Genomic DNA, 18722 nt, shown 5'->3' with positions numbered 1-18722 from the left:
TTCCCCTCTCCCACCGGCCGCAACAATCGGCCGCTCCGTTCTCCAGGAGTGGCCGATTGTCCGAATCCCGCAATGTTCGCTCGTTTTGTTGTGTCGCTTGCCGCGCCTCAGCGGATTTCTTTGACTTGCGGAAAGTATTTTCGAGCGAGTGGACTCACGCTAGGATAGTCGCAAGGCGATACTCGGGGTGGTACGAGGCGCCCCGGAAGAGAGGCCGTCGAGGCTGACGTTTACGGCGGCCTCTCATTTCCTCGCTGCCGGCTTCGATGCGCTGCAAGATTTCTCTGATGACCTTGATGTCCCCGGACTGCGCGGAGACGAGCGCCTGCAGACCTTTGATCGCCGCCGCGGTGCTCGCCATCATCTGCTCCGCCGCTGCAATCCGATAGGCGAGATTGTCGATCTTACGGACCTCGCCTTCAAGCGACCAAAACCACTCTTCCGTCCGACCCTCTATGGCCTTGACCGCTGCTAGCCGTTCCTTGTGGTATTGATCGGGGCCGAGGCGCCAGCGCTGCAGCTCTTCGATATCGCGGGTTGTATGGACGAGATAGTCGTGATCGGCGAGCTTGTTCCCGGTAAAAAGCCCATGCGCCATCCCGTCGATGAGGATGCGCACCGCCGTTGCCATGTGGCTTGCGGTTTCAGGCGTGTCGGCGAGACCGGATTTGGCGAAATTGGGTTTGCGGGTGATCTGCGCCAGTTCGCGGCCGCGATAGCGCCAGCCGTCATCCGCGCCATTGTTACCAAGCCGGCCGCCATAGACTTTGTTCGCGAGAGCCTTCGGATTGCCGGCATAGGGTCGACGCGCTTTGTACGTACAAAAATGTCTATCGTACGTACAGAAACCCCCTGCGTCTCAGCCTGAATTATCGTACGTACATTATATGAAGATCATTGGGACCAACCGAAGCGAATTGCCAACTTCGAGAAGCACGGCTTCGACTTTTGCCGCCCTGTCTTTCGAGTTTTTCCTGCCGCAGCAGTCGTTCCCGCCAAGAATGGCCGCTCCAAGGCGATTGGCCGCCTCGCTGACGGCACCGTCGTTGTGATGTTCGTAACCCTCGGCACTGAGGCGCTTTCGGATATCTCCGATGCGTCCAGCCCGGAAAGACGAAAGGAACCTGATGGCCCGCAAATTTCCCAAAAAGGTCGAGCCCCACGGCTATTCGCAGGCAGACGTGGACGCCGTGTCCGACAATCCGCCTCTGACAGACGAGGAGAAGCGTTCGCTCCGCCCGTTCAAGGAAGTCTTTCCCGAAATCACGGCGAAGATGGAGAAAGCCGTTCGCGGCAGGCCGAAGGCCGGTTCCACAAAGACGCCTGTTACCACCCACTTGGACCCCGACCTGGTCGACCACTACAAGGCCACCGGCAGGGGCTGGCAAAGCCGGATGAATGACGATCTCCGCAAGGTCGCCGGCTTGAAGTAAGACGCCGCAGACTGTCCCGGCCCTGCGGCCTCCCAGCGCACGAACAAACTGGACGTGCGCTGGAGAGCCAAAGTTGAAGAGGTGCGCGAAATGGCTCGGCAACTTGCCCTTTGCGTTCTTATCGCCTTGGGATTCCACCCGTGCTTTGGCGGCCTGGAAATGGCTTTGAGTAGCGGGCGTTTTGCGCCCGGCTGCTGTTTCGATGGTTTAAAAGTTGCTCCCGCCAATTGCATCGCCAACGTGAGTTGCTGACAAGAAAGGGTCTTACTGTCCTGTCTTCTCGCGACAGGTGCCGAAGAGATGGGGATCGACTCGGCTCCGGACTTTTGGCCAATTCCTCAACGTTTGAGGGTCAAAACCATAAGAATAGTTCAACTTCTTGTAATCGCGATTACGGTCGCCGGATCTACACCTTTGACCCTTGCACACAGCGGAGGGACCGATGCAAACGGTTGCCACAACGACCACAGGAAGGGTGGGTATCACTGTCACTGAAAGACGCGGAGCCCGGCCCTCCTTCGAACGAGGGGCGGGCTCGTTCTATGCATGAGCGCTCCGCGAAGGTATAACCGCTAATACTCACCTGAACGCCGCGGGAACACGGCATGTACGAACAGGCATCGCGGATGCATGCGGATTGCATCGCTGCCCGACGCTAAGACCAACGGTCGGAGTCACGGCTTCGATCATCCATCGCTCGCCGCATCGCTTCCTCGCGACCGCATTCATATTTTTCCATGTTGTAGCGAATGAGAGACTGCCGCCTTCTCTCGTCCATCATTGCGAAGACATTTCGGAAGCGGCTTTCTGTCGGAGAAGGATCAGAATCACTGGGCGTTCTATGAAGGACTCTCGTCAATATAACGTGGATCGCCCAACCGGCTGCCACCGCCGCCGCTATTGCGACAGGCCATTGCCAAGAGAAGTTTGTCGCGCCGTGGCCTGTCAGTATCTCGATAATCGAACCGTCGGTCACTTCGCCTCGCGAAATAATGGGTCTCAGACCGCTGGGCCACTTATAGAAGTTCGGTTTCTGAGCGCTGCTACTGGCCCAGAACAGCACCGAACATCATCGTCCGCGACTTAGTTACCATGGTCCATATTGACGCGCCGTGAAGCAAAAGAAGCGAATTTTATATTATGCCGAGTGACCCTCTCGGCGCGTCCGCGGGGACGGAGCGGCTCCCTCTGAATAAAGCACGGTGGAGGCCATCCCACCAGCCGGCTATTTGCCCGGACTTGAGGCGAACCGTGGAGCCCGGATCTGCATCGCCCTGCGATAGGAAGGTTTTCCGTGGGGAGACATCCACGACGCAAATCCGATCTTATTGAGTTGCCCGTGCTTTCTCCATCGATTTGGGCCAACAGTAAATCCCCGTCGTCCGGCAAGAGGGCGCCGATCTTGGGAATTTTTTCCGTAACGTCTTGAAGCGATAGGTCTATCCACCTCTGAACCGTTGGTTCCACTCATGCATTTTCGGGCGGATTTCGGCGGTCTGTTCTAAAGATAGCGTCCCATTGCCACCCGCGGGCCTTCACCTCGGCATACGCGTCCAAACAGGGATGACGCACTCGATCATCCGATCTACTACACGATTGTCGGCGATCGCACGAACACCGATGTTGGCCTCGCGCGCTTTATGGCCGTCATACTCGCGTTCAACTCGTAGGCGGCTTTCTGTTCTGGTTCGTTCGCTAGTTGGTCAGGCGCCATAACCGTCTAGATGCTTTTGTTATGTGGTCGTTGCCCTCGTACATTTCGATGGCCCCTTCAGAAAGCGGCGGCCTTCCCCAAGGCCGCTGGGAGCAGCAGCTTGGTCAGGTGTCGCTGGCCCGCCCTGTACCTGATCTTCGAATTCGGCATAAATGCCATGGCGTAAAAGCCGCCTTTGCATGATCTCCGCCATCGCGGCGAGGAAAGCGTCGATGCCGTGTTCGTCCTCAAAATTACGGCAGGCTGTTTCTAGGTCCTCGATAACCATCTCCTTCCTCCCTTTTTGGGCACCTAACATCGGGGTTGCCGATGTGTTCCACGAGCCTATTGAGATAGTGCCGAGTATAGCAGAAGCGCGTTACCACGAAGCCGCGCCCGCAGGCGCAGCGGATGAAGAGCCGACCAATACGCAGTTCGGCTCGCGGCGATCAATTGATTACGCGTCGCAATGACCGACTAAATCGGTGTTGCACGCGAAAGGATCGTCCTTGGCGTTTCCGCGAGATGGGAGCCCGCTAAAAGCGTCGCCCTTGTGCGGTTGGTGCCGAAGTTCGCGGACGCAACGGGATATGAGGCTACGAGTTCGGACGCTGAGTAGCCATCAAGCCGGCAGCCATCCAAGCCTGTGCAGTCTTGCCACCTCCTCACCTGCGGCATAGCTGTCAGCGTTTCGACGGCTTCCATGTTCGGCCTTGCTCGAAACTCTTTCTCTTGTCGGAGGGCAGCACGATATCGCTCTTGAAGGGATCCGAACCAGCGAACCTGTTCTTGGTCAGGAAGAGGTCTGGGACGCCAATGGTTCTCTAACACAAGTCCTTCACAGGGTTGCCGTAATGAGGCTGTGACCGCTCCTGAATATTTCCAGCACGTCAGGTCCCGTAGCCTACAAATCTTTCCGCCACACACCAGCCTCCAATCAATAGAAGTGATCAATTATGGCCAATGAGACTATTCATGTAGCTGAGGATGTTCTGGAGCAATACGTGATTGCAGCCTTCCGACGGGTGGGCACCAGCGAACCGTCCCTTCAAGCGGCGACGCGCGCCATGATGCACGCCTCGCGTGTCGGTGTTGACAACCATGGCGTGCGGCTAACCCACCACTACTGCCAGATGTTGAAGGGAGGCCGGCTCAACAAAAAGCCGCAGTTGACGATCGAGCAGAAGGGCCCCTCCTCCGCCACGGTTGATGGGGATGATGGCCTTGGCCATTACGCAGCTTACCGTGCAATGGAACTTGCCTGCGACCTGGCGCGAGAAACGGGCATGGCCGGCGTCGGCGTACGTCGCTCTTCCCACCTGGGGGCCGCGGGCGCCTACGCGCTGGCCGGCGCAGAGCAAGGCTTCATGAGCTTTGCAACGACCAATACCGACTCAATGGTGCCGCTCTTCGGGGGAGCCACGGCCTTCCATGGTACGAACCCGCTGGCCTTTGCTGCACCGCTCGCGGGACAGAAGCCATGGCTTTTGGACATGGCAACATCATCTATTCCAATGAACCGGGTTCTTCTCTATCGCTCGCTCGGCAAGGAGCTTCCTGGCGGCGTCGCCGCCGACAGGTCCGGCGTGCCGACGACCAATGCGCATGAGGCGGAAATGGTGTTGCCGCTGGGGGGGGCTGATTATAGCTATAAGGGCGCTGCGCTTGCGGGCGTAGCAACACTTCTTTCGGCCATTCTTATGGGGACAACGCTCGATCCGGATTTTATCCCCATGGTGGGCGCCAAAGACATCAGCACACCGCGTAATATGGGGCACTTCGTCTTCGCGATTAACCCAGATCACTTCGCTGGCCGCGCTGGGTTTGACGCGGGCATGACCCATTACATCGACAGCCTGCGCAATGCACCAGCGCGTGAAGGACAAGAGGTGATGGCGCCAGGGGATCGGGAATGGCGCGAGGCTGAGCGCCGTAAGGTCGAAGGCATTCCAGTGGACCCCGACACTGCGGACTTCCTGAAGATTTGAGCATCTAAGCTGGGAAGTCGATGTGAAGGGTACCGGAAAGGTGGCGTCGCCTTAACCTGACGTAGGACGCAATCATTTCTTTGTCCTGAATTTCAGGCTTGGATCGGCAACGCGATCTCACGCCAGGTGGCGCTGGCGAGGGCGCGGAGTTGGCGATGATCAGCGGCATTCAGGTGTTTTCGATGAAGTTGGAAAAGATTGGCAATTTGGCCGTGGGTTGAGACGAAACGTTGGCATTGACCTGCCGACTTGAACCGCATCAGCGTCGCTCTCGTCGTCGAACGGGAAGGTGAGAATTTTCTGCGAGGTTGTTGAGCCCTTTGTGCGAACGGTGTTCGATCCCCAGCATGATCTCTCGCTTTGCGGCGGAATAAGAACGCAGCTTGTCTCTCACCATCACGCGCGGCGCAACACCTTGGCTCTTCAACAATTTGCGCATCAGCCGAAGAGCGGCTCCCTTGTTTCTGCGGCTTTGCAGCAGAGCATCGAGAACGTAGCCGTTGGCATCGACGGCGCGCCACAGCCAGTATTTCTTGCCCTTGATCGATACGACCATCTCATCGAGATGCCATTTGTCTGCGAAGTTGCCGATCGACCGCCGCTTGAGTTGGTGGGCGAATTTCAGGCCAAACTTAGTCGTCCATTCTGAGACGGTCTGAAACGAGACGGCAATGCCGCGCTCGGCAAGCAGGTATTCGATATCGCGCAGGCTCAGCGGGAACCGGTAATAAAGCCATACCGCATGCGCGATGATCTCGGCTGGAAAGCGGTGGCGTTTGTATCTGGCGGACGCATCGTCAGTCATGCCGATAGACTATTGCCTCGATCAGCACCAGCCGGTTAAGGCGACGCCTCCAAACAGATGTCCCGCAAAGATGCACACGCCTCCGCCGCCTCCCTTGCCGCCACGCTCATGGTCTCGATCGTCGTTTTCCAGGCTGGGGATGGAACCTTCGGCGCCGTCCCCGCCGATGAAATCGACGGCGACGAGGTCGTGATCGTCTCGGAATACGATCCCTTCGGGTGAGGCTTCGGCCTCACTTCCCGAGGGCTCGGACACGGCGCTGGTGCGCGGCCGGGCCTATCGCGTGCCGTGTGATCGGCGCTGCCGATCTTGGTAGACAAGTGTGCCCCCTGCGCACGTCGTAGGACGCGATGGGCGGAGAGCGGACGGTCGCTGCGCAAAGGATGGAGGTCAGCAATGCGAACAAAGCGCTAATTCGCTGCAGTTACTCGAACGACCGCTTCACGGTGAATCTAAATTCGTTCGGCAAAGCGCCTGATGCGTTGCACCAGGCGCCTCTTGTTCCTGTCACATCGCGTTACTTGATGGCGAGGATGTCGAAGTTGTGGACGTTAGCGACCACACCGTCGTCCCACCCGCCAGCGACCAACTCCGCTGCCCGTTCGTTCAGCAGCCCGGCGACTTGACCGGCAAAGTGTGCTTCACGGCCAGCATTGTTGGTGAAGATGTCGAAGATTGCGAAGGATTTTTCGTCAATCTGCAGCGCCGCCCAGAACAATGTGCCGGGTTCGGTTTCTCCGACGATGGGACCAGCTGCGGTCAGCAAGGCTGCCAATTCCGGCCCTCTGCCGGGTGCTGCTTCGAGCGTGATGTACGTGGCTGTCGTGGCCGAGTAGAGATCAACCGATTCCCTCACCGACAGGACATCGGAATTGTTGATATTCGCGACAACACCATCGTCCCAGCCCCCGGCGACCAGCGCGTCGGCATTTTGGTTCAAAGCCGCGGCCACAGCGCCGGAGAAATGCGCATTGCGCGCTTCTTCATCCACGAAGATATCAAAGATCGCGAGCGTATCGTCGGCTTGTAAGGCAAACCAAAGCACGGTGCCTGGTTCGGTGTCCGCGACAATCGGGGCGGCTCCGGCCAGAAATTCGGCGAATGCTTCGGTCTGGCCTTCAGCGGCGGGCATGGCGATGTAGCTGGCAGTGTGATTTTCCATTGGGGTTTCCTGTGCGGCTGCAGATGTCGTGATCAAGGCCAAAGCGGCGAGTGTCTTGAGAATTTGGGCTTTCATGGTCGCCTCCTGATTGAGAGGTCGTTGTGTTTGCTTTCGATGCACCCTTTTCCCATGCCGAATGCCTCTGGCGCCAATCCCGAACTTCTATTCTTTGATAGACATGTGCTATGGTGAACCTCATGGCAGAAAGTGACGGAGACTGTGGCAGTGGAGATGAACCAGATCAGGTATTTTTTGGCTGTCTGCCAGCATCGCAACTTCACCCATGCCGCTAGCGCCTCAAATGTTTCCCAACCGTCCTTGACGACCGCGATCAAGAAACTTGAACACGAGCTCGGGGGTGATCTGTTTGTCAGGGACCGCGCGGGATGCAGGTTGACGGCACTCGGAAAACTGATGCAGCCAAGGCTACAGAAAGCGCATGACGAAACGCAGGCAGCTAAGGCAGAAGCCGTCCGCCACACGCGACTAGAGCGGGTTCCTATTTCTGTCGGTGTTGGCGAAACGATTGGTCACAACCGGATTTCAGCCGCCGTGGAACGCTTCCGTACACGATTGCCGCAAGCCGAAATAGAGTTGATCGTGGCGTCTGCCTCCAAGCTTCTGGTCGGATTGCGAGAGGGTGAATTTGACGTCGTTGTCACAGCGGCGACGGTCAGTGAAGACCTCTATCGAATAGACCAGCTCTATGACGAGTCCTACAAGGTTGTGGTGTCCAAGTCGCACCCGTTGTCTGAACGAGACGCTGTTTCTCTTTCGACACTCGCTGAAACTGACATGCTCGATCGACCCAATTGCGAAATGCGCGATGCGTTGCATCGGGCATGTGCAGACCAAGGTCACGAACTCTACGCGGCCTATCGGTCAAATCGCGTGGATTGGTTAGTCGAACTCGCGCGGCAGGGATTAGGCGCGGTGATTTTGCCAACCACGGCAATTCCAGCAGACAGGGACCTCGTTTCGATACTCATCGACGGCCTTGAAATTTCGCGAACTGTTTCTGCTCTTCGTTATCGGCACCAAACGACGAGACCAGAGACAAATGATCTGATCCGTGAGATTGCGCGTGTGTAGGCGTAGTATGGAGGCGTCGCCTTAACCGGCTGGTGCTGATCGAGGCAATAGTCTATCGGCATGACTGACGATGCGTCCGCCAGATACAAACGCCACCGCTTTCCAGCCGAGATCATCGCGCATGCGGTATGGCGACGCCTCCGATCTCTGACATCGTCGGGAATGCGGTTCCAGACACGCGACGGCGCGCACGTCCGGTCCTCCAGGCCTTCGACGCCGTGGGTTACGAAACGATCATACCAACGGTAGAAGGTCGGCCTTGGAATGCCGAGCTTGTCGAGTGTCTGCCTGGCCGACAGGTGCGACTGCTCAACGATCCGGATGATCTCAAGCTTCTCGGTGGCGGGATATCTCATTCGTCGTCGCCCCCATCCGCGATCATGCTTTTTTTGAGCAGGCGTTTCCAGGGTGAGATCGGCCAGCGCCTCCTTCAGGTCGCGGCTTTCACGACGCAGAGCTTTCACTTCGTCGCTGGTGGCCGAACGCGCGGTGTCACCGGCTAGCCGCTTCTTGCCCGCTTCGAGAAACTCCTTCGACCAGATATAATACAGGCTCTCGGCGATCCCTTCACGGCGGCAGATCGCGGCAATGGTGTCTTCGCCGCGCAGCCCCTCCAACACGATGCGGATTTTGTCCTCCGCCGAGTGATGCTTGCGCGTCGCGCGCCGGATGTCCTTGATTGTCTTTTCGGCCGCCGATGTCTGCGGCCCGGTTTTCTGTCTCATCTTCGCTTCCTTTGATAGAGCTACGATGAGCCGAAAATCCTCTAAACCAATTCTGTCTCATGGGCGCTGATGTCGGACAGTCAAACGCTGCATAGAGACTGTGTTGGTTGCCACTGAGAACTGACCCGGCGTTGGAGTGAACCCCTCGGGCTGGACCATCGAACCGCTTCAAACTAAGCCGCCTGCTGGGCGAGTTGAGTTTCGAATTCTGCTGGCGATAAATAGCCAAGGGCTGAATGCAGCCGTTTGGTATTGTAAATCTGCTCGATGAACCTGGGCAAGTGTTCGGCCACGTCAGCGAATCTCTCGTAGCCTGCGGGGTAGATTTCCTCCACTTTCAGGGTCTTCATGAAGCTTTCTGCCTGCGCATTGTGATAAGGGTTGCCGACGGCGCTCATGGATCCCTGTAGACCTGCCGCATCGAGCGCTCGTCGATAGGTCTCACTTGCGTATTGGCATCCGCGGTCCGTGTGGTGAATGCAGCCGGGTGGAGGCTTTCTGTTCTCGAGCGCCGAACGCAACGCTGCCAATGCCAGCGGCGTATCCAGGCGTTTTGACAGGCCATAGCCGATGACTTTCCGGCTGCAGGCGTCGAGAATGACAGCGAGATAGCAGAAGCCAGCGGCGATGCGGATGTACGTGAAGTCGGCCACCCAGACCATATCGGGCCGCGCCGGGATCACATTGCGATAAAGGTTCGGGTAGATCGGCGAATCGTGGTTGCTATCCGTCGTGCGAACATACCGCTTGCGAGGCTTGATCCCGAGGCCATTGGCCCGCATGACGCGGGCGACACGCTTGTGATTGACGAGGTGGCCTCTTCGCTGAAGCTCGTGTGTTACGCGTCGGTATCCATAGCAAGGCAACTCGTCCTGGATGTCCTCTATGATTGCAATGAGCTCGCTGTCGCCGAGATTTAAAGCTTTTGCCGTTGATCGATAATAGTAAGTGCTCCTCGGGAGATCGATCATTTTGCACCCCCGTCTGACAGAGCAGGCCGGGGACCGGTGATGATGGAGGAGCTCCCGCTGTCGCCGGCGATCAACTGGCGCGGTGTTTTTTTAACCAGGTCCAGCTCCATGGTGAGCTGGCCGACCTTGCGTTCAAGCGCCGCAATGTGGGCCTCGTACTCGGCAATGACGCTGGCCTCAGCCTCCTCATCGTTCAGATCGCCGCGATCGAACTGCGTCAGCCATAGCTGTATGAGGTTTGCCGAAACGCCGTATGTCCGCTGTGCGTCGCGCCGTCCTATGACGCCGTTTCGGATATCCTGGCAAAGCTGCAACTTGAACGGCGTCGAATGCCGGCGATATGGACCTCGGGACTTCATGAGCCTTCTCCGATTGAGGCCCGCAGAGTGTATCAGTTTTTCTGGGTCCCGTGGTCCAGCCCGAGGGGTTCACTCCAACGCCGGGTCACTTCTCAGTGGCAATCAACACCCTGACGAACGCACTCGCTCTGAAGGGCGTGAAAAGTTCCGGCTCCACGTCCTCGAATTTGCTATTTATCAAGCCTGTCGATTCTTTAGCGCCTAATCGAAATTTTTTACTGCTTTCACCCTTGAATTTGGCGCGTCGCGTGCAAGTTCCCAGACAAGAGGCTGGGCGAGACGCTGCTGCAGGGGAGAAACCGACAATGGGGCAACTCACGACGGGCGAGCGGGATTTCGGTGCGATCATCCTGATCGTCCTTGCGATCATCGGCATCGCGATGGCGGCTGCAGGGCGCGCCGATGTCCTCGGCATTCACGGCGCGATGGTCCTCCTCTACAGTCTGGCACTGCTTTTTGTTCTCTTCTCCGGAGCCTTCGGAACGTCGCCAAGCCCCGCCCGCCTCACCCGCTACTATGACGATCCGATCAAGGTCGGCGTGGGGCTCACGTTGTTCTGGGCGATCTTCGGCATGTTCATCGGCGTGTGGGCTGCCGCGCAGCTCGCGTGGCCAAGCCTCAACTTCGATACGTCCTGGGCGAGCTTCGGCCGAATCCGCCCGGCGCACACGTCAGGCGTCATTTTCGGGTTCGGCGGCAATGCGCTGATCACCACCTCGTTCCATGTCGTGCAGCGCACCTCTCGCGCCCGCCTTGCCGACCAGCTTTCGCCCTGGATCGTGCTGTTCGGCTTCAACCTTTTCTGTCTCATCGCGATTTCCGGCTATTTCCTCGGCGTCACCCAGTCCAAGGAATATGCCGAGGCCGAATGGTATGCCGATATCTGGCTGGTCATCGTCTGGGTGACCTATTTCGTGCTCTACGTGCGCACGCTTGCCCGGCGCAAAGAGCCGCACATCTATGTGGCCAATTGGTACTACCTGGCCTTCATCCTCGTCGTGGCCATCCTGCACATCGTCAACAACCTCGCAGTTCCCCTCTCCTTCGCCCACGCCAAAAGTTACACGGTCTGGGCGGGCGTGCAGGATTCAATGGTGCAATGGTGGTACGGGCATAACGCCGTCGCCTTCTTCCTCACCGCCGGCTTCCTGGCCATGCTCTACTACTACCTGCCCAAGCGTGCGGAGCGGCCGATCTTCTCCTACCGGCTGTCGATCCTTAGCTTCTGGGGCATTACCTTCTTCTATATGTGGGCAGGCTCTCACCACCTGCACTACACCGCCCTGCCCCACTGGGTGCAGAATCTCGGCATGACCTTTTCCGTGATGTTGCTCGTGCCCTCCTGGGCATCTGCCGGCAACGCGCTGCTGACCCTCAACGGGGCCTGGCACAAGGTGCGCGACGACGCGACATTGCGCTTCATCATGATGGCGGCGTTCTTCTATGGGCTGTCGACCTTCGAAGGCTCGTTCCTCGCGATCCGCCCGGTCAACGCGCTCTCTCATTATACGGATTGGACTGTGGGCCACGTCCATGCCGGCGCGCTCGGTTGGGTCGCGATGATCACCTTCGGCTCGCTCTATACGCTGGTGCCGGCAATCTGGAAGCGCGAGCGGATGTATTCGGCGGTTTTGGTCGAGGTGCACTTCTGGCTCGCACTTGCCGGAACGCTCATCTACGTCTTCGCGATGTGGAATTCTGGCATCATCCAGGGCCTGATGTGGCGGACCTACTCCCCTGACAACACGCTCGTCTATTCCTTTGTGGATACGCTGCTGGCAATGTATCCCTACTATATCGCGCGCGCCTTCGGCGGCCTTCTCTTCCTCATCGGAGCGATCGTCGCGGCCTATAACATCTGGATGACCGTGCGTAGCTCCGCCACCGCGACGCTTCCCCTCGATGAGGATCTGCCTGTCGACGAGAAGCCGATCGGTGGTCCAACCCCCACGCCTGCGGAGTAGCCTATGCCGGAACTGATGCACAGGAAACTGGAACGCTCCGCAACGGGCTTTATGCTGGCCATCATCGCCGCCGCCAGCGTCGGCGGCATCGTCGAGATCGCTCCGCTCTTCACCATCGACGATACGGTCGAGACCGTTTCCGACATGCGGCTCTATACGCCGCTGGAACTGGCCGGGCGGGACATCTACGTGCGCGAGGGCTGTTACGCCTGCCATTCTCAGATGATCCGCACCCTGCGCGACGAGGTGGAGCGTTACGGCCCCTATTCGCTGGCCGTCGAATCCCAATACGACCATCCGATGCTGTGGGGATCGAAGCGCACTGGCCCTGACCTTGCCCGCATCGGCGGCAAATATTCGGATTTCTGGCACGTCGCCCATCTGAACAATCCGCGCGACGTGGTGCCGGAATCCAATATGCCCTCATATCGCTGGCTGGGGACGACCCCGCTAAAGCTTGCCGATTTGCCGCTCGCTCTTCGCGCACAGCGGTCCGTCGGCGTGCCTTATACCGACGAGATGATCGAGAACGCCGCGCGCGACGCCTATGGCCAGGCTATACCTGACAGCGAACAGGCCTCGGGCGTGACCGAACGATACGGCGAGGCTACGCAGGTCTCGGCCTTCGACGGCGTGACGACCAACGTGACGGAGATGGACGCGCTCGTCGCCTATCTCCAGGTGCTCGGCCAGCTCACCCGCGCGGCCTACGAGAACACCGCCGCACCTGAACAGATGCCGGACCCGGACAATTGAGGTGACGAGATGGCGTTGACCCATGAGACACTGCTCGAAGGCTCGAAGATGTGGGGGCTCTTCTACCTGATCGGTTTTTCGATCTGCGTGCTGATCTACACCTTCCTGCCCTCCAACCGGGAGCGCTTCGAGCGGGCGGAGCGGGAGATTTTCGACGAGGACGATGGCCCATGGAAGTGAAAGAGGTCGATCCCGTCAGCGGCCGCAAGACGACGGGCCATATCTGGAACGGTATCCGGGAACTCGATACGCCCATTCCGCGCGGCGTGCTGCTCTTCCTGATCGTCACGCACATCTTCGCCGTGCTTTGGTGGGTACTGATGCCGACCTGGCCTCTGGGCACGACCTACACCAAGGGCGTGCTCGGCGAGAACCAGAAAACCACTGTGGAAGCCTCGATCAAGGAGGGTGCAGGCGCGCGGACGCCATGGACATCCCGCATCGAAAACCTGTCCTTTGACGAAATCCGCGCCGACGAGCGGCTGATGGAGACGGTGCGCACCAACGGCCACCAGCTCTTCGGCGACAATTGCGCCGCCTGCCACGGCCGCGACGGCAAGGGCCGCGAGAACTATCCCGACCTCACCGACGACGACTGGATCTGGGGCGGCGGGCCGGAAGCCATCGCCCAGACCCTGACGGTGGGCGTCAATTCCCGCCATGCGGAGAGTCGCGTCGGCCAGATGCCCGCCTTCGGGCGCGACGAGATGCTCGACGCCAAGCAAGTCGTGGACGTTGCCACCTATGTCAGTTCGCTGAGCGACCCCGCCGTTTCCACCGCCGAGAACGTCGACCAGATCGATCGTGGGCGCGAGGTCTTCCAGACGACCTGCATCGCCTGTCATGGCGAGAATGCCAAGGGCAATCCAGAACTCGGCGCGCCCAACCTCACGGACAACAGGTGGATCTATGGCGGCAGCCTGCAGCGCATCATCGCGACCATCCATGGCGGTCGGCAGGGCCATATGCCGACCTGGGACGAGCGGCTGACGCCGGTAGAGATCAAGGTTCTGGCGCTCTATGTCGACGATCTCGGGAAGAGGACACCATAGATGACGAATGCTGCGCCCGCCCCCGCAAGACGGCTTCATCTCCTCTGGATTTTGACAGCGGCGGCGATGATCGTATTCGTGGGCGCCAATGCCCATCTCGTCTACGTCGCCGTCTCCAGCGAGACGGGATGCGTAGCGCATCTGAAAGACAAGAGCGGAACGCCGGGCGGATATCGCGCGGCTAAGTCCGCATGCTGACGGAGAGACGGTGAGATGGTCGCGAGGCAACAGACACCCGAACTCATATCCGAGGTATCGGATATCGAGGAGACCCGCAACGAGCGCTGGAAGCGCCACCTTTCCGCGCGGGCGCCCTTGCAGTGGCTCGCCAGGGGTTGGCGCGACCTGTGGACAAACCCCGTGCCGAGCCTCGTCTACGGTCTCGCGGTCTTCGTCGCCTCGATCGTCTTCATCGTTTACATGTTCGATACGGGACGAGACTATTTCCTGTTCCCGGCACTGGCAGGCTTTCTGATCGTGGGCCCGCTCGTCGCCGCCGGCCTCTATCTCAAGAGCCGCGACCTCGAGGCCGGGGCACGGCCGACGCTGCGCTCCATGCTCGCCGTACAGCCGATGGCGGGTGCGCAGGTGTTTTTTACCGGCATGTTGCTCACCATGCTGATGCTCCTGTGGATGCGCGCGGCCGTTCTGGTTTATGCGCTGTTCTTCGGCGTCCGTCCCTTCCCTGGGCTCGACCACATCGCCGACATGCTCTTCACCACTCCGACAGGTTGGGCGATGCTGGTCGTCGGCAGCCTGATCGGTGCGCTCTTTGCCGGGTTCGCCTTCGCCGTCAGCGTCTTCTCCATTCCCATGCTGCTCGACCGTCGCGTCGATGCATTGACCGCCATGGGCGTCAGCACGGCATTGGTATGGAACAATCTCTCCCCGATGCTGGCCTGGGGCGCCATCGTGCTCGGTCTGTTCCTCCTCTCCGTCGCGACTGGGCTTCTCGGCCTGATCGTGGTCTTCCCCTGGCTAGGGCACGCCACTTGGCATGCCTATAGAGAGATGCGGTAGCCACCGTGTCCTGCTGCTCCGCGGAGATCGGACTGGATATCTCGCTGTCGCGCGCCGGATGCTCTGCCGACGAACTTGCGATTGCCAGCAGGGATCTGGGCAACGGCCTGCGGCAGAGTGTGCTCTCAATCCCCACCATGCATTGCGCTGCGTGTATTGGCGCGGTGGAAGCCGCCCTGGCCGGGGTTCCCGGCGTGGAGCGGGCGCGCGCCAACCTCACGTTGCGCCGCGTCACGATCGACTGGCGGCGGGATCGAGAAATCCCGCCGGACCTTCTCGGAGCACTTGCGTCCATCGGATACCAGGCCGATCTTCCGACAGCCGAGATCGATCGCGAGGATAAGGTTTTTGCAGGACTGGTGCGTGCGCTCGCCGTGGCCGGCTTCTGCTCCATGAACATCATGCTGCTGTCCGTTTCCGTCTGGTCGGGGGCGGACACGGAGACCCGACAAGCATTCCATGCGATCTCTGCACTGCTTGCGCTGCCGGCGGTTTTCTATTCCGGCGCTGGTTTTTATCGCTCCGCCTGGCAGGCGCTTTCCCATCGCCTAACCAATATGGACGTACCGATATCGGTCGGCATCCTCCTTACTTTCGCGCTCAGTCTCTACGACACCATCACTGACGCTCCCCATGCATATTTCGAGGCCGCCACGTCGCTGATCTTCGTCCTCCTGATCGGCCGAGTGCTCGACCGTGCGATGCGCCAGAAGGCGCGCTCTGCCGTCGCCGCCCTGACGCGGCTTATACCGCGCGGCGCGAGCGTAGTGCAGCCTGATGGTCGACTGGACTACGTGGAGCTGGCAGAAATTAAGGCCGGAATGCGCCTCGCCATTGCGACCGGGGAGCGCGTACCGACCGATGGTGTGGTTAAGGACGGCAGCGCCGAGCTCGACGCCGCCCTCATCACCGGCGAGAGCCTTTGGCGCAGCGTCCGCGCCGGAGGAAGCGTGCGCGCGGGCGAACTGAACCTCGGCAACCCCTTCGTGCTTCGCGCCACCGCGGCGCCGGCGGATTCCACGGTCGCTGAGATGACGCGAATGATCGAAGCGGCCGAGAACGGCCGCTCGCGCTTTCGCCGGCTCGCCGACCGCGCGGCGAGCCTCTACGCTCCCGTCGTCCATAGCCTCGCCGCACTCGCCTTCGTCGCCTGGTTCCTTGCGACCGGCAATTTGCACGCTGCCCTGACAGTCGCGGTCGCTGTTCTCATTATCACCTGCCCCTGCGCACTCGGGCTCGCCGTCCCCATGGTCCAGGTCATGCTCGCCCGCCGCCTTTTCGAGCGCGGTGTAATGGCGACCGACGGCTCCGCTTTCGAACGCCTGCGGGAGATCGACACCGTCGTCTTCGACAAGACGGGAACGCTAACGACCGGGATGCCACGGTTGGCCAACCTCGCCGCGATCGCTACGGACGCGCTCGAGCTCGCCGCCGCGCTGGCGCGCAGCTCCAGCCATCCTGTCGCTCGCGCGATTGCCGCTGCGGCTACCTCCACGGAAGCTCCGCCCGCCTTCGCCGATATCCGGGAAGAGGCGGGGGTGGGGCTGGAAGGCCGCCTTGGAGACGATCTTTACCGGCTTGGCCGAGCGGAATGGGCGCTGTCGGCACAGGATTTGTCGGCAACGACGGTGCTTTCGAAGAACGGAGAGGCTGTTGCGCATTTCCACTTCAGCGAAGATATCCGCTGCGGCGCAAGAGACCTTGTCCGCACGCTCAAGGACCGGGGCCTCGACGTGATCCTCCTTTCCGGCGATAGTCGACACGCTGTCGAGACGGTCGCTGGAGCACTGGGCATCGCCGACCGGCGCGCTCGGCTCCTGCCGGCAGAAAAGGTTCAAGCCGTAAAGGATCTGCAGGCGGCTGGGCGGAGGGTTTTAATGATCGGCGACGGAATCAATGACGCACCGGCATTACGAGCCGCGGACGCATCCATGGCGCCGACGTTCGCGAGTGACGTCGGTCGCAGCGCCGCGGACTTCGTTTTTCTCGGCAACGATCTTAGCGTGGTGACGGATTTGTTCGACAGCGTGGAAAAGGCGGCGCGACTCATTTGGCAGAATTTCGCGCTCGCATTCGGTTACAACGCCGTCGCTTTGCCCATCGCCTTTGCAGGATATGTAACGCCGTTAATTGCAGCATTCGCAATGTCCAGCTCGTCGGTGCTCGTCGTTGTGAACGCCCTGCGACTAAGAATGAAAACGCGTCCAGAAAATGTTGAATTTAGCGTAGCGGAGAGTGCCATATGACAGCTCTACTCCTCCTGGTCCCATTATCTTTGATCATGGGGGCTGCTGGTGTCGGCGCGTTCCTCTGGTCCCTGCAGACAAGACAGTATGAGGATCTAGATGGAGCGTCTGCCAGGATCTTGCTTGATGATGAAGACGAAAGCCGCATTGGTCATTGATAAAGAAGAAGTTCGACGATGGAGGATGAAAATGAGCCACGAAAATCCGCGTCCGATCACGCGTCCCGAAGTTAAGAGGGTCATCGATCCCTCAGATGCTGTCACCGGACTTGGTTTTGTGCTAGGCGTCGTTGGCGCGATACTCGGGGTCATTGCATCTGTCATTGTGGCTCCGAGTTTCGACGCTGCAATCGTATTTTACTGCCTGATTGGCGCTCTCGCCGGTGGATCAGCGGGCGTGGTTACCGGTGGTGCGATCGGAGCGGCGCTTTCGGTTGCGCGCGGCAAGCGACGGTGAGGGTCTATATATCTAACACCGCCGACTTAGGGCCGAAGATCTTGGTCTTAGTATGTTAGCCTGCATTTCATGCCAAATATCCACTGCTCTTTGAGGAGGAGCCCGTGTCTTCATTTACGAAACTTTTGCTGGCCCGCGTGGCGAACGAACATAGCAATGGGAAGACGCCTCTTGAGACGCTCCTGGTATTAAGGGAAATGATTGAAAATCAAGCTCGCGCAGACGAGCGACGCGGCGGCTGTGACGCCGTTTCTAATTTTTCCAACGGCGTAACCGGGCACGGTTGGCATCCGCCTCGGCTTTGGTGGCCATGAAAGCATCGAGCTCGTCGCGATCGGGGCCGAAGCGGCGATGGTAATCGGCCGCTTCGTCGAGGGGCAGTGAGTAGCGATCGGCAAACTCGTCGACGGAATAGATCAACCTTGCATGTCCCATAGTGGAACCGGCCCTTTGTCTCATAAATGGTGGAACGTGCGGCGTGTCAGCCTTGTCCGCCATATGTGGACCGTATGAGCCTTGTTCAAGAGTGGAATGGATCCGGAAAGCGTGGTACGGCTTCACCTCAGCATATAAAGCGCTGCACCACAAATGACAGCGGCCAGTGCCACGGTAAATGCTCTGATTTTGAGTTGCTTAACTGAGCGTTTTCCCGTCCAGTCATATTCCATGAAAAACTCCTTAACGAAGCCCCTCATAGACACTTTGGCTTGCCCTGAGCTTTAGAGCACAATCACGGACTGACCGCCTTAGACGCAAATACCAGAATGAAGCGCAACCCTTCGGGAAGATAGAGGTCCACTGCAACGAAATCAGTCCAGCGGCGTTTTCGCTGGTGAAGAAAGCTCGCAGAGCACGTTTGACAATTGTATTCTAGCGCTGAACTCTAACCCCTTTCGGCACTGAATGACGACCCCGGTTTGCGTAGATTGCCATCCGGATCATTTTGTGGAATCTGCGATGTGTCTGGGGTCAACCTACGGCGCCGATGGTGGGGTCAAAC

General features: G+C 59.2%; 20 protein-coding genes and 3 pseudogenes. 15 read left to right on the top strand and 8 right to left on the bottom strand.

The genetic code is table 11. The annotated features are described in order from the left end of the window. Nucleotides 1-154: 154 nt before the first annotated feature. Nucleotides 155-631, bottom strand: coding sequence for a hypothetical protein (locus V8U06_RS14645; protein ID WP_427141273.1), 477 nt, complete (start codon nt 629-631; stop codon nt 155-157). Between the two features lie 496 nt (nt 632-1127). Here V8U06_RS14645 and V8U06_RS14640 point away from each other — a divergent pair, with 496 nt between their 5' ends. Together V8U06_RS14640 and V8U06_RS14635 are read left to right on the top strand one after the other, a co-directional pair. Beyond that, nucleotides 1128-1433 carry a BrnA antitoxin family protein gene (locus V8U06_RS14640; protein WP_427141272.1) on the top strand — a complete coding sequence of 102 codons (306 nt, stop codon included), beginning with the start codon at nt 1128-1130 and terminating at the stop codon, nt 1431-1433. A gap of 300 nt (nt 1434-1733) precedes the next feature. Then, nucleotides 1734-1928: a YHYH domain-containing protein gene (locus V8U06_RS14635; protein WP_427141271.1), complete on the top strand. Its 195-nt coding sequence runs from the start codon at nt 1734-1736 to the stop codon at nt 1926-1928. Nucleotides 1929-3166: 1238 nt separating this feature from the next. Here V8U06_RS14635 and V8U06_RS14630 read toward each other — a convergent pair. Further along, on the bottom strand, nt 3167-3415 hold the full coding sequence (locus V8U06_RS14630) for a hypothetical protein (protein ID WP_427141270.1): 249 nt from the start codon (nt 3413-3415) through the stop codon (nt 3167-3169). A gap of 667 nt (nt 3416-4082) precedes the next feature. On the opposite strand from V8U06_RS14630, the gene V8U06_RS14625 reads away from it, so the two are divergent. After that, nucleotides 4083-5114 carry an Ldh family oxidoreductase gene (locus V8U06_RS14625; RefSeq protein WP_427141269.1) on the top strand — a complete coding sequence of 344 codons (1032 nt, stop codon included), beginning with the start codon at nt 4083-4085 and terminating at the stop codon, nt 5112-5114. A 92-nt stretch (nt 5115-5206) separates the two neighbouring features. Here the strand turns inward: V8U06_RS14625 and V8U06_RS14620 are convergent. After that, nucleotides 5207-5919: pseudogene (locus tag V8U06_RS14620) on the bottom strand (IS6-like element ISRsp9 family transposase). 57 nt (nt 5920-5976) lie between these two features. Between V8U06_RS14620 and V8U06_RS14615 the strand changes: the two are divergent. Then, nucleotides 5977-6141, top strand: coding sequence for a hypothetical protein (locus V8U06_RS14615; protein WP_427141268.1), 165 nt, complete (start codon nt 5977-5979; stop codon nt 6139-6141). A 295-nt stretch (nt 6142-6436) separates the two neighbouring features. Here V8U06_RS14615 and V8U06_RS14610 read toward each other — a convergent pair whose 3' ends face one another. Beyond that, complete coding sequence (locus tag V8U06_RS14610) at nt 6437-7156, bottom strand: putative quinol monooxygenase (RefSeq protein ID WP_427141267.1); 720 nt, start codon at nt 7154-7156, stop codon at nt 6437-6439. A 156-nt stretch (nt 7157-7312) separates the two neighbouring features. Here V8U06_RS14610 and V8U06_RS14605 point away from each other — a divergent pair, with 156 nt between their 5' ends. Both V8U06_RS14605 and V8U06_RS14600 read left to right on the top strand, forming a co-directional pair. After that, complete coding sequence (locus V8U06_RS14605) at nt 7313-8173, top strand: LysR family transcriptional regulator (protein WP_427141266.1); 861 nt, start codon at nt 7313-7315, stop codon at nt 8171-8173. Between the two features lie 60 nt (nt 8174-8233). Next, a pseudogene (locus V8U06_RS14600) lies at nt 8234-8305 on the top strand (IS6 family transposase); the annotation flags it as partial. An 8-nt stretch (nt 8306-8313) separates the two neighbouring features. On the opposite strand, the pseudogene V8U06_RS14595 reads toward V8U06_RS14600, so the two are convergent. The 3 genes and pseudogenes from V8U06_RS14595 to V8U06_RS14585 form a co-directional block, all read right to left on the bottom strand. Then, a pseudogene (locus V8U06_RS14595) lies at nt 8314-8898 on the bottom strand (helix-turn-helix domain-containing protein); the annotation flags it as partial. A gap of 173 nt (nt 8899-9071) precedes the next feature. Further along, the gene (locus V8U06_RS14590) at nt 9072-9869 is read right to left on the bottom strand and encodes an IS3 family transposase (RefSeq protein ID WP_427141265.1); all 798 of its coding nucleotides are present in this window, start codon (nt 9867-9869) and stop codon (nt 9072-9074) included. Beyond that, nucleotides 9866-10228, bottom strand: a complete 363-nt coding sequence (locus tag V8U06_RS14585) for a transposase (protein WP_082186271.1) — start codon at nt 10226-10228, stop codon at nt 9866-9868. Before V8U06_RS14585 ends, V8U06_RS14590 begins: the two co-directional genes overlap by 4 nt. Nucleotides 10229-10533: 305 nt before the next feature. Here V8U06_RS14585 and ccoN point away from each other — a divergent pair, with 305 nt between their 5' ends. Genes ccoN through V8U06_RS14540 form a run of 9 tightly spaced genes read left to right on the top strand, consistent with a single transcriptional unit; the run spans nt 10534 to nt 17722 of the window. Continuing rightward, nucleotides 10534-12192: a cytochrome-c oxidase, cbb3-type subunit I gene (ccoN, locus tag V8U06_RS14580; RefSeq protein WP_427141264.1), complete on the top strand. Its 1659-nt coding sequence runs from the start codon at nt 10534-10536 to the stop codon at nt 12190-12192. A 3-nt stretch (nt 12193-12195) separates the two neighbouring features. Then, entirely contained in the window at nt 12196-12948 is a 753-nt protein-coding gene (ccoO, locus tag V8U06_RS14575) for a cytochrome-c oxidase, cbb3-type subunit II (RefSeq protein ID WP_427141263.1), read from the top strand. Between the two features lie 9 nt (nt 12949-12957). Further along, a complete protein-coding gene (locus V8U06_RS14570) occupies nt 12958-13128 on the top strand; it encodes a CcoQ/FixQ family Cbb3-type cytochrome c oxidase assembly chaperone (RefSeq protein WP_117371767.1) in 171 nt (56 codons plus the stop codon). Beyond that, the gene (gene ccoP, locus V8U06_RS14565; RefSeq protein ID WP_427141262.1) at nt 13119-14000 is read left to right on the top strand and encodes a cytochrome-c oxidase, cbb3-type subunit III; all 882 of its coding nucleotides are present in this window, start codon (nt 13119-13121) and stop codon (nt 13998-14000) included. The genes V8U06_RS14570 and ccoP overlap by 10 nt, the downstream gene beginning before the upstream one ends. Beyond that, on the top strand, nt 14001-14198 hold the full coding sequence (locus V8U06_RS14560) for a hypothetical protein (RefSeq protein WP_117371769.1): 198 nt from the start codon (nt 14001-14003) through the stop codon (nt 14196-14198). A 15-nt stretch (nt 14199-14213) separates the two neighbouring features. Further along, entirely contained in the window at nt 14214-15020 is an 807-nt protein-coding gene (locus V8U06_RS14555) for a DUF2189 domain-containing protein (protein WP_427141261.1), read from the top strand. A 5-nt stretch (nt 15021-15025) separates the two neighbouring features. Continuing rightward, nucleotides 15026-17266, top strand: coding sequence for a heavy metal translocating P-type ATPase (locus tag V8U06_RS14550; RefSeq protein ID WP_427141260.1), 2241 nt, complete (start codon nt 15026-15028; stop codon nt 17264-17266). Further along, complete coding sequence (gene ccoS, locus V8U06_RS14545) at nt 17263-17424, top strand: cbb3-type cytochrome oxidase assembly protein CcoS (RefSeq protein ID WP_117371772.1); 162 nt, start codon at nt 17263-17265, stop codon at nt 17422-17424. The genes V8U06_RS14550 and ccoS overlap by 4 nt, the downstream gene beginning before the upstream one ends. Beyond that, nucleotides 17393-17722, top strand: coding sequence for a hypothetical protein (locus V8U06_RS14540; RefSeq protein WP_427141259.1), 330 nt, complete (start codon nt 17393-17395; stop codon nt 17720-17722). Before ccoS ends, V8U06_RS14540 begins: the two co-directional genes overlap by 32 nt. 252 nt (nt 17723-17974) lie before the next feature. Here V8U06_RS14540 and V8U06_RS14535 read toward each other — a convergent pair whose 3' ends face one another. Next, on the bottom strand, nt 17975-18142 hold the full coding sequence (locus V8U06_RS14535) for a hypothetical protein (protein ID WP_245409251.1): 168 nt from the start codon (nt 18140-18142) through the stop codon (nt 17975-17977). Nucleotides 18143-18722: the final 580 nt, after the last annotated feature.

It is taken from the genome of Shinella sp. G-2, assembly GCF_050172695.1.
Lineage (GTDB): Bacteria > Pseudomonadota > Alphaproteobacteria > Rhizobiales > Rhizobiaceae > Shinella.
The sequence above is the reverse complement of the archived record's forward strand: the minus strand, read 5'-3'. Positions and strand labels throughout refer to the sequence as shown.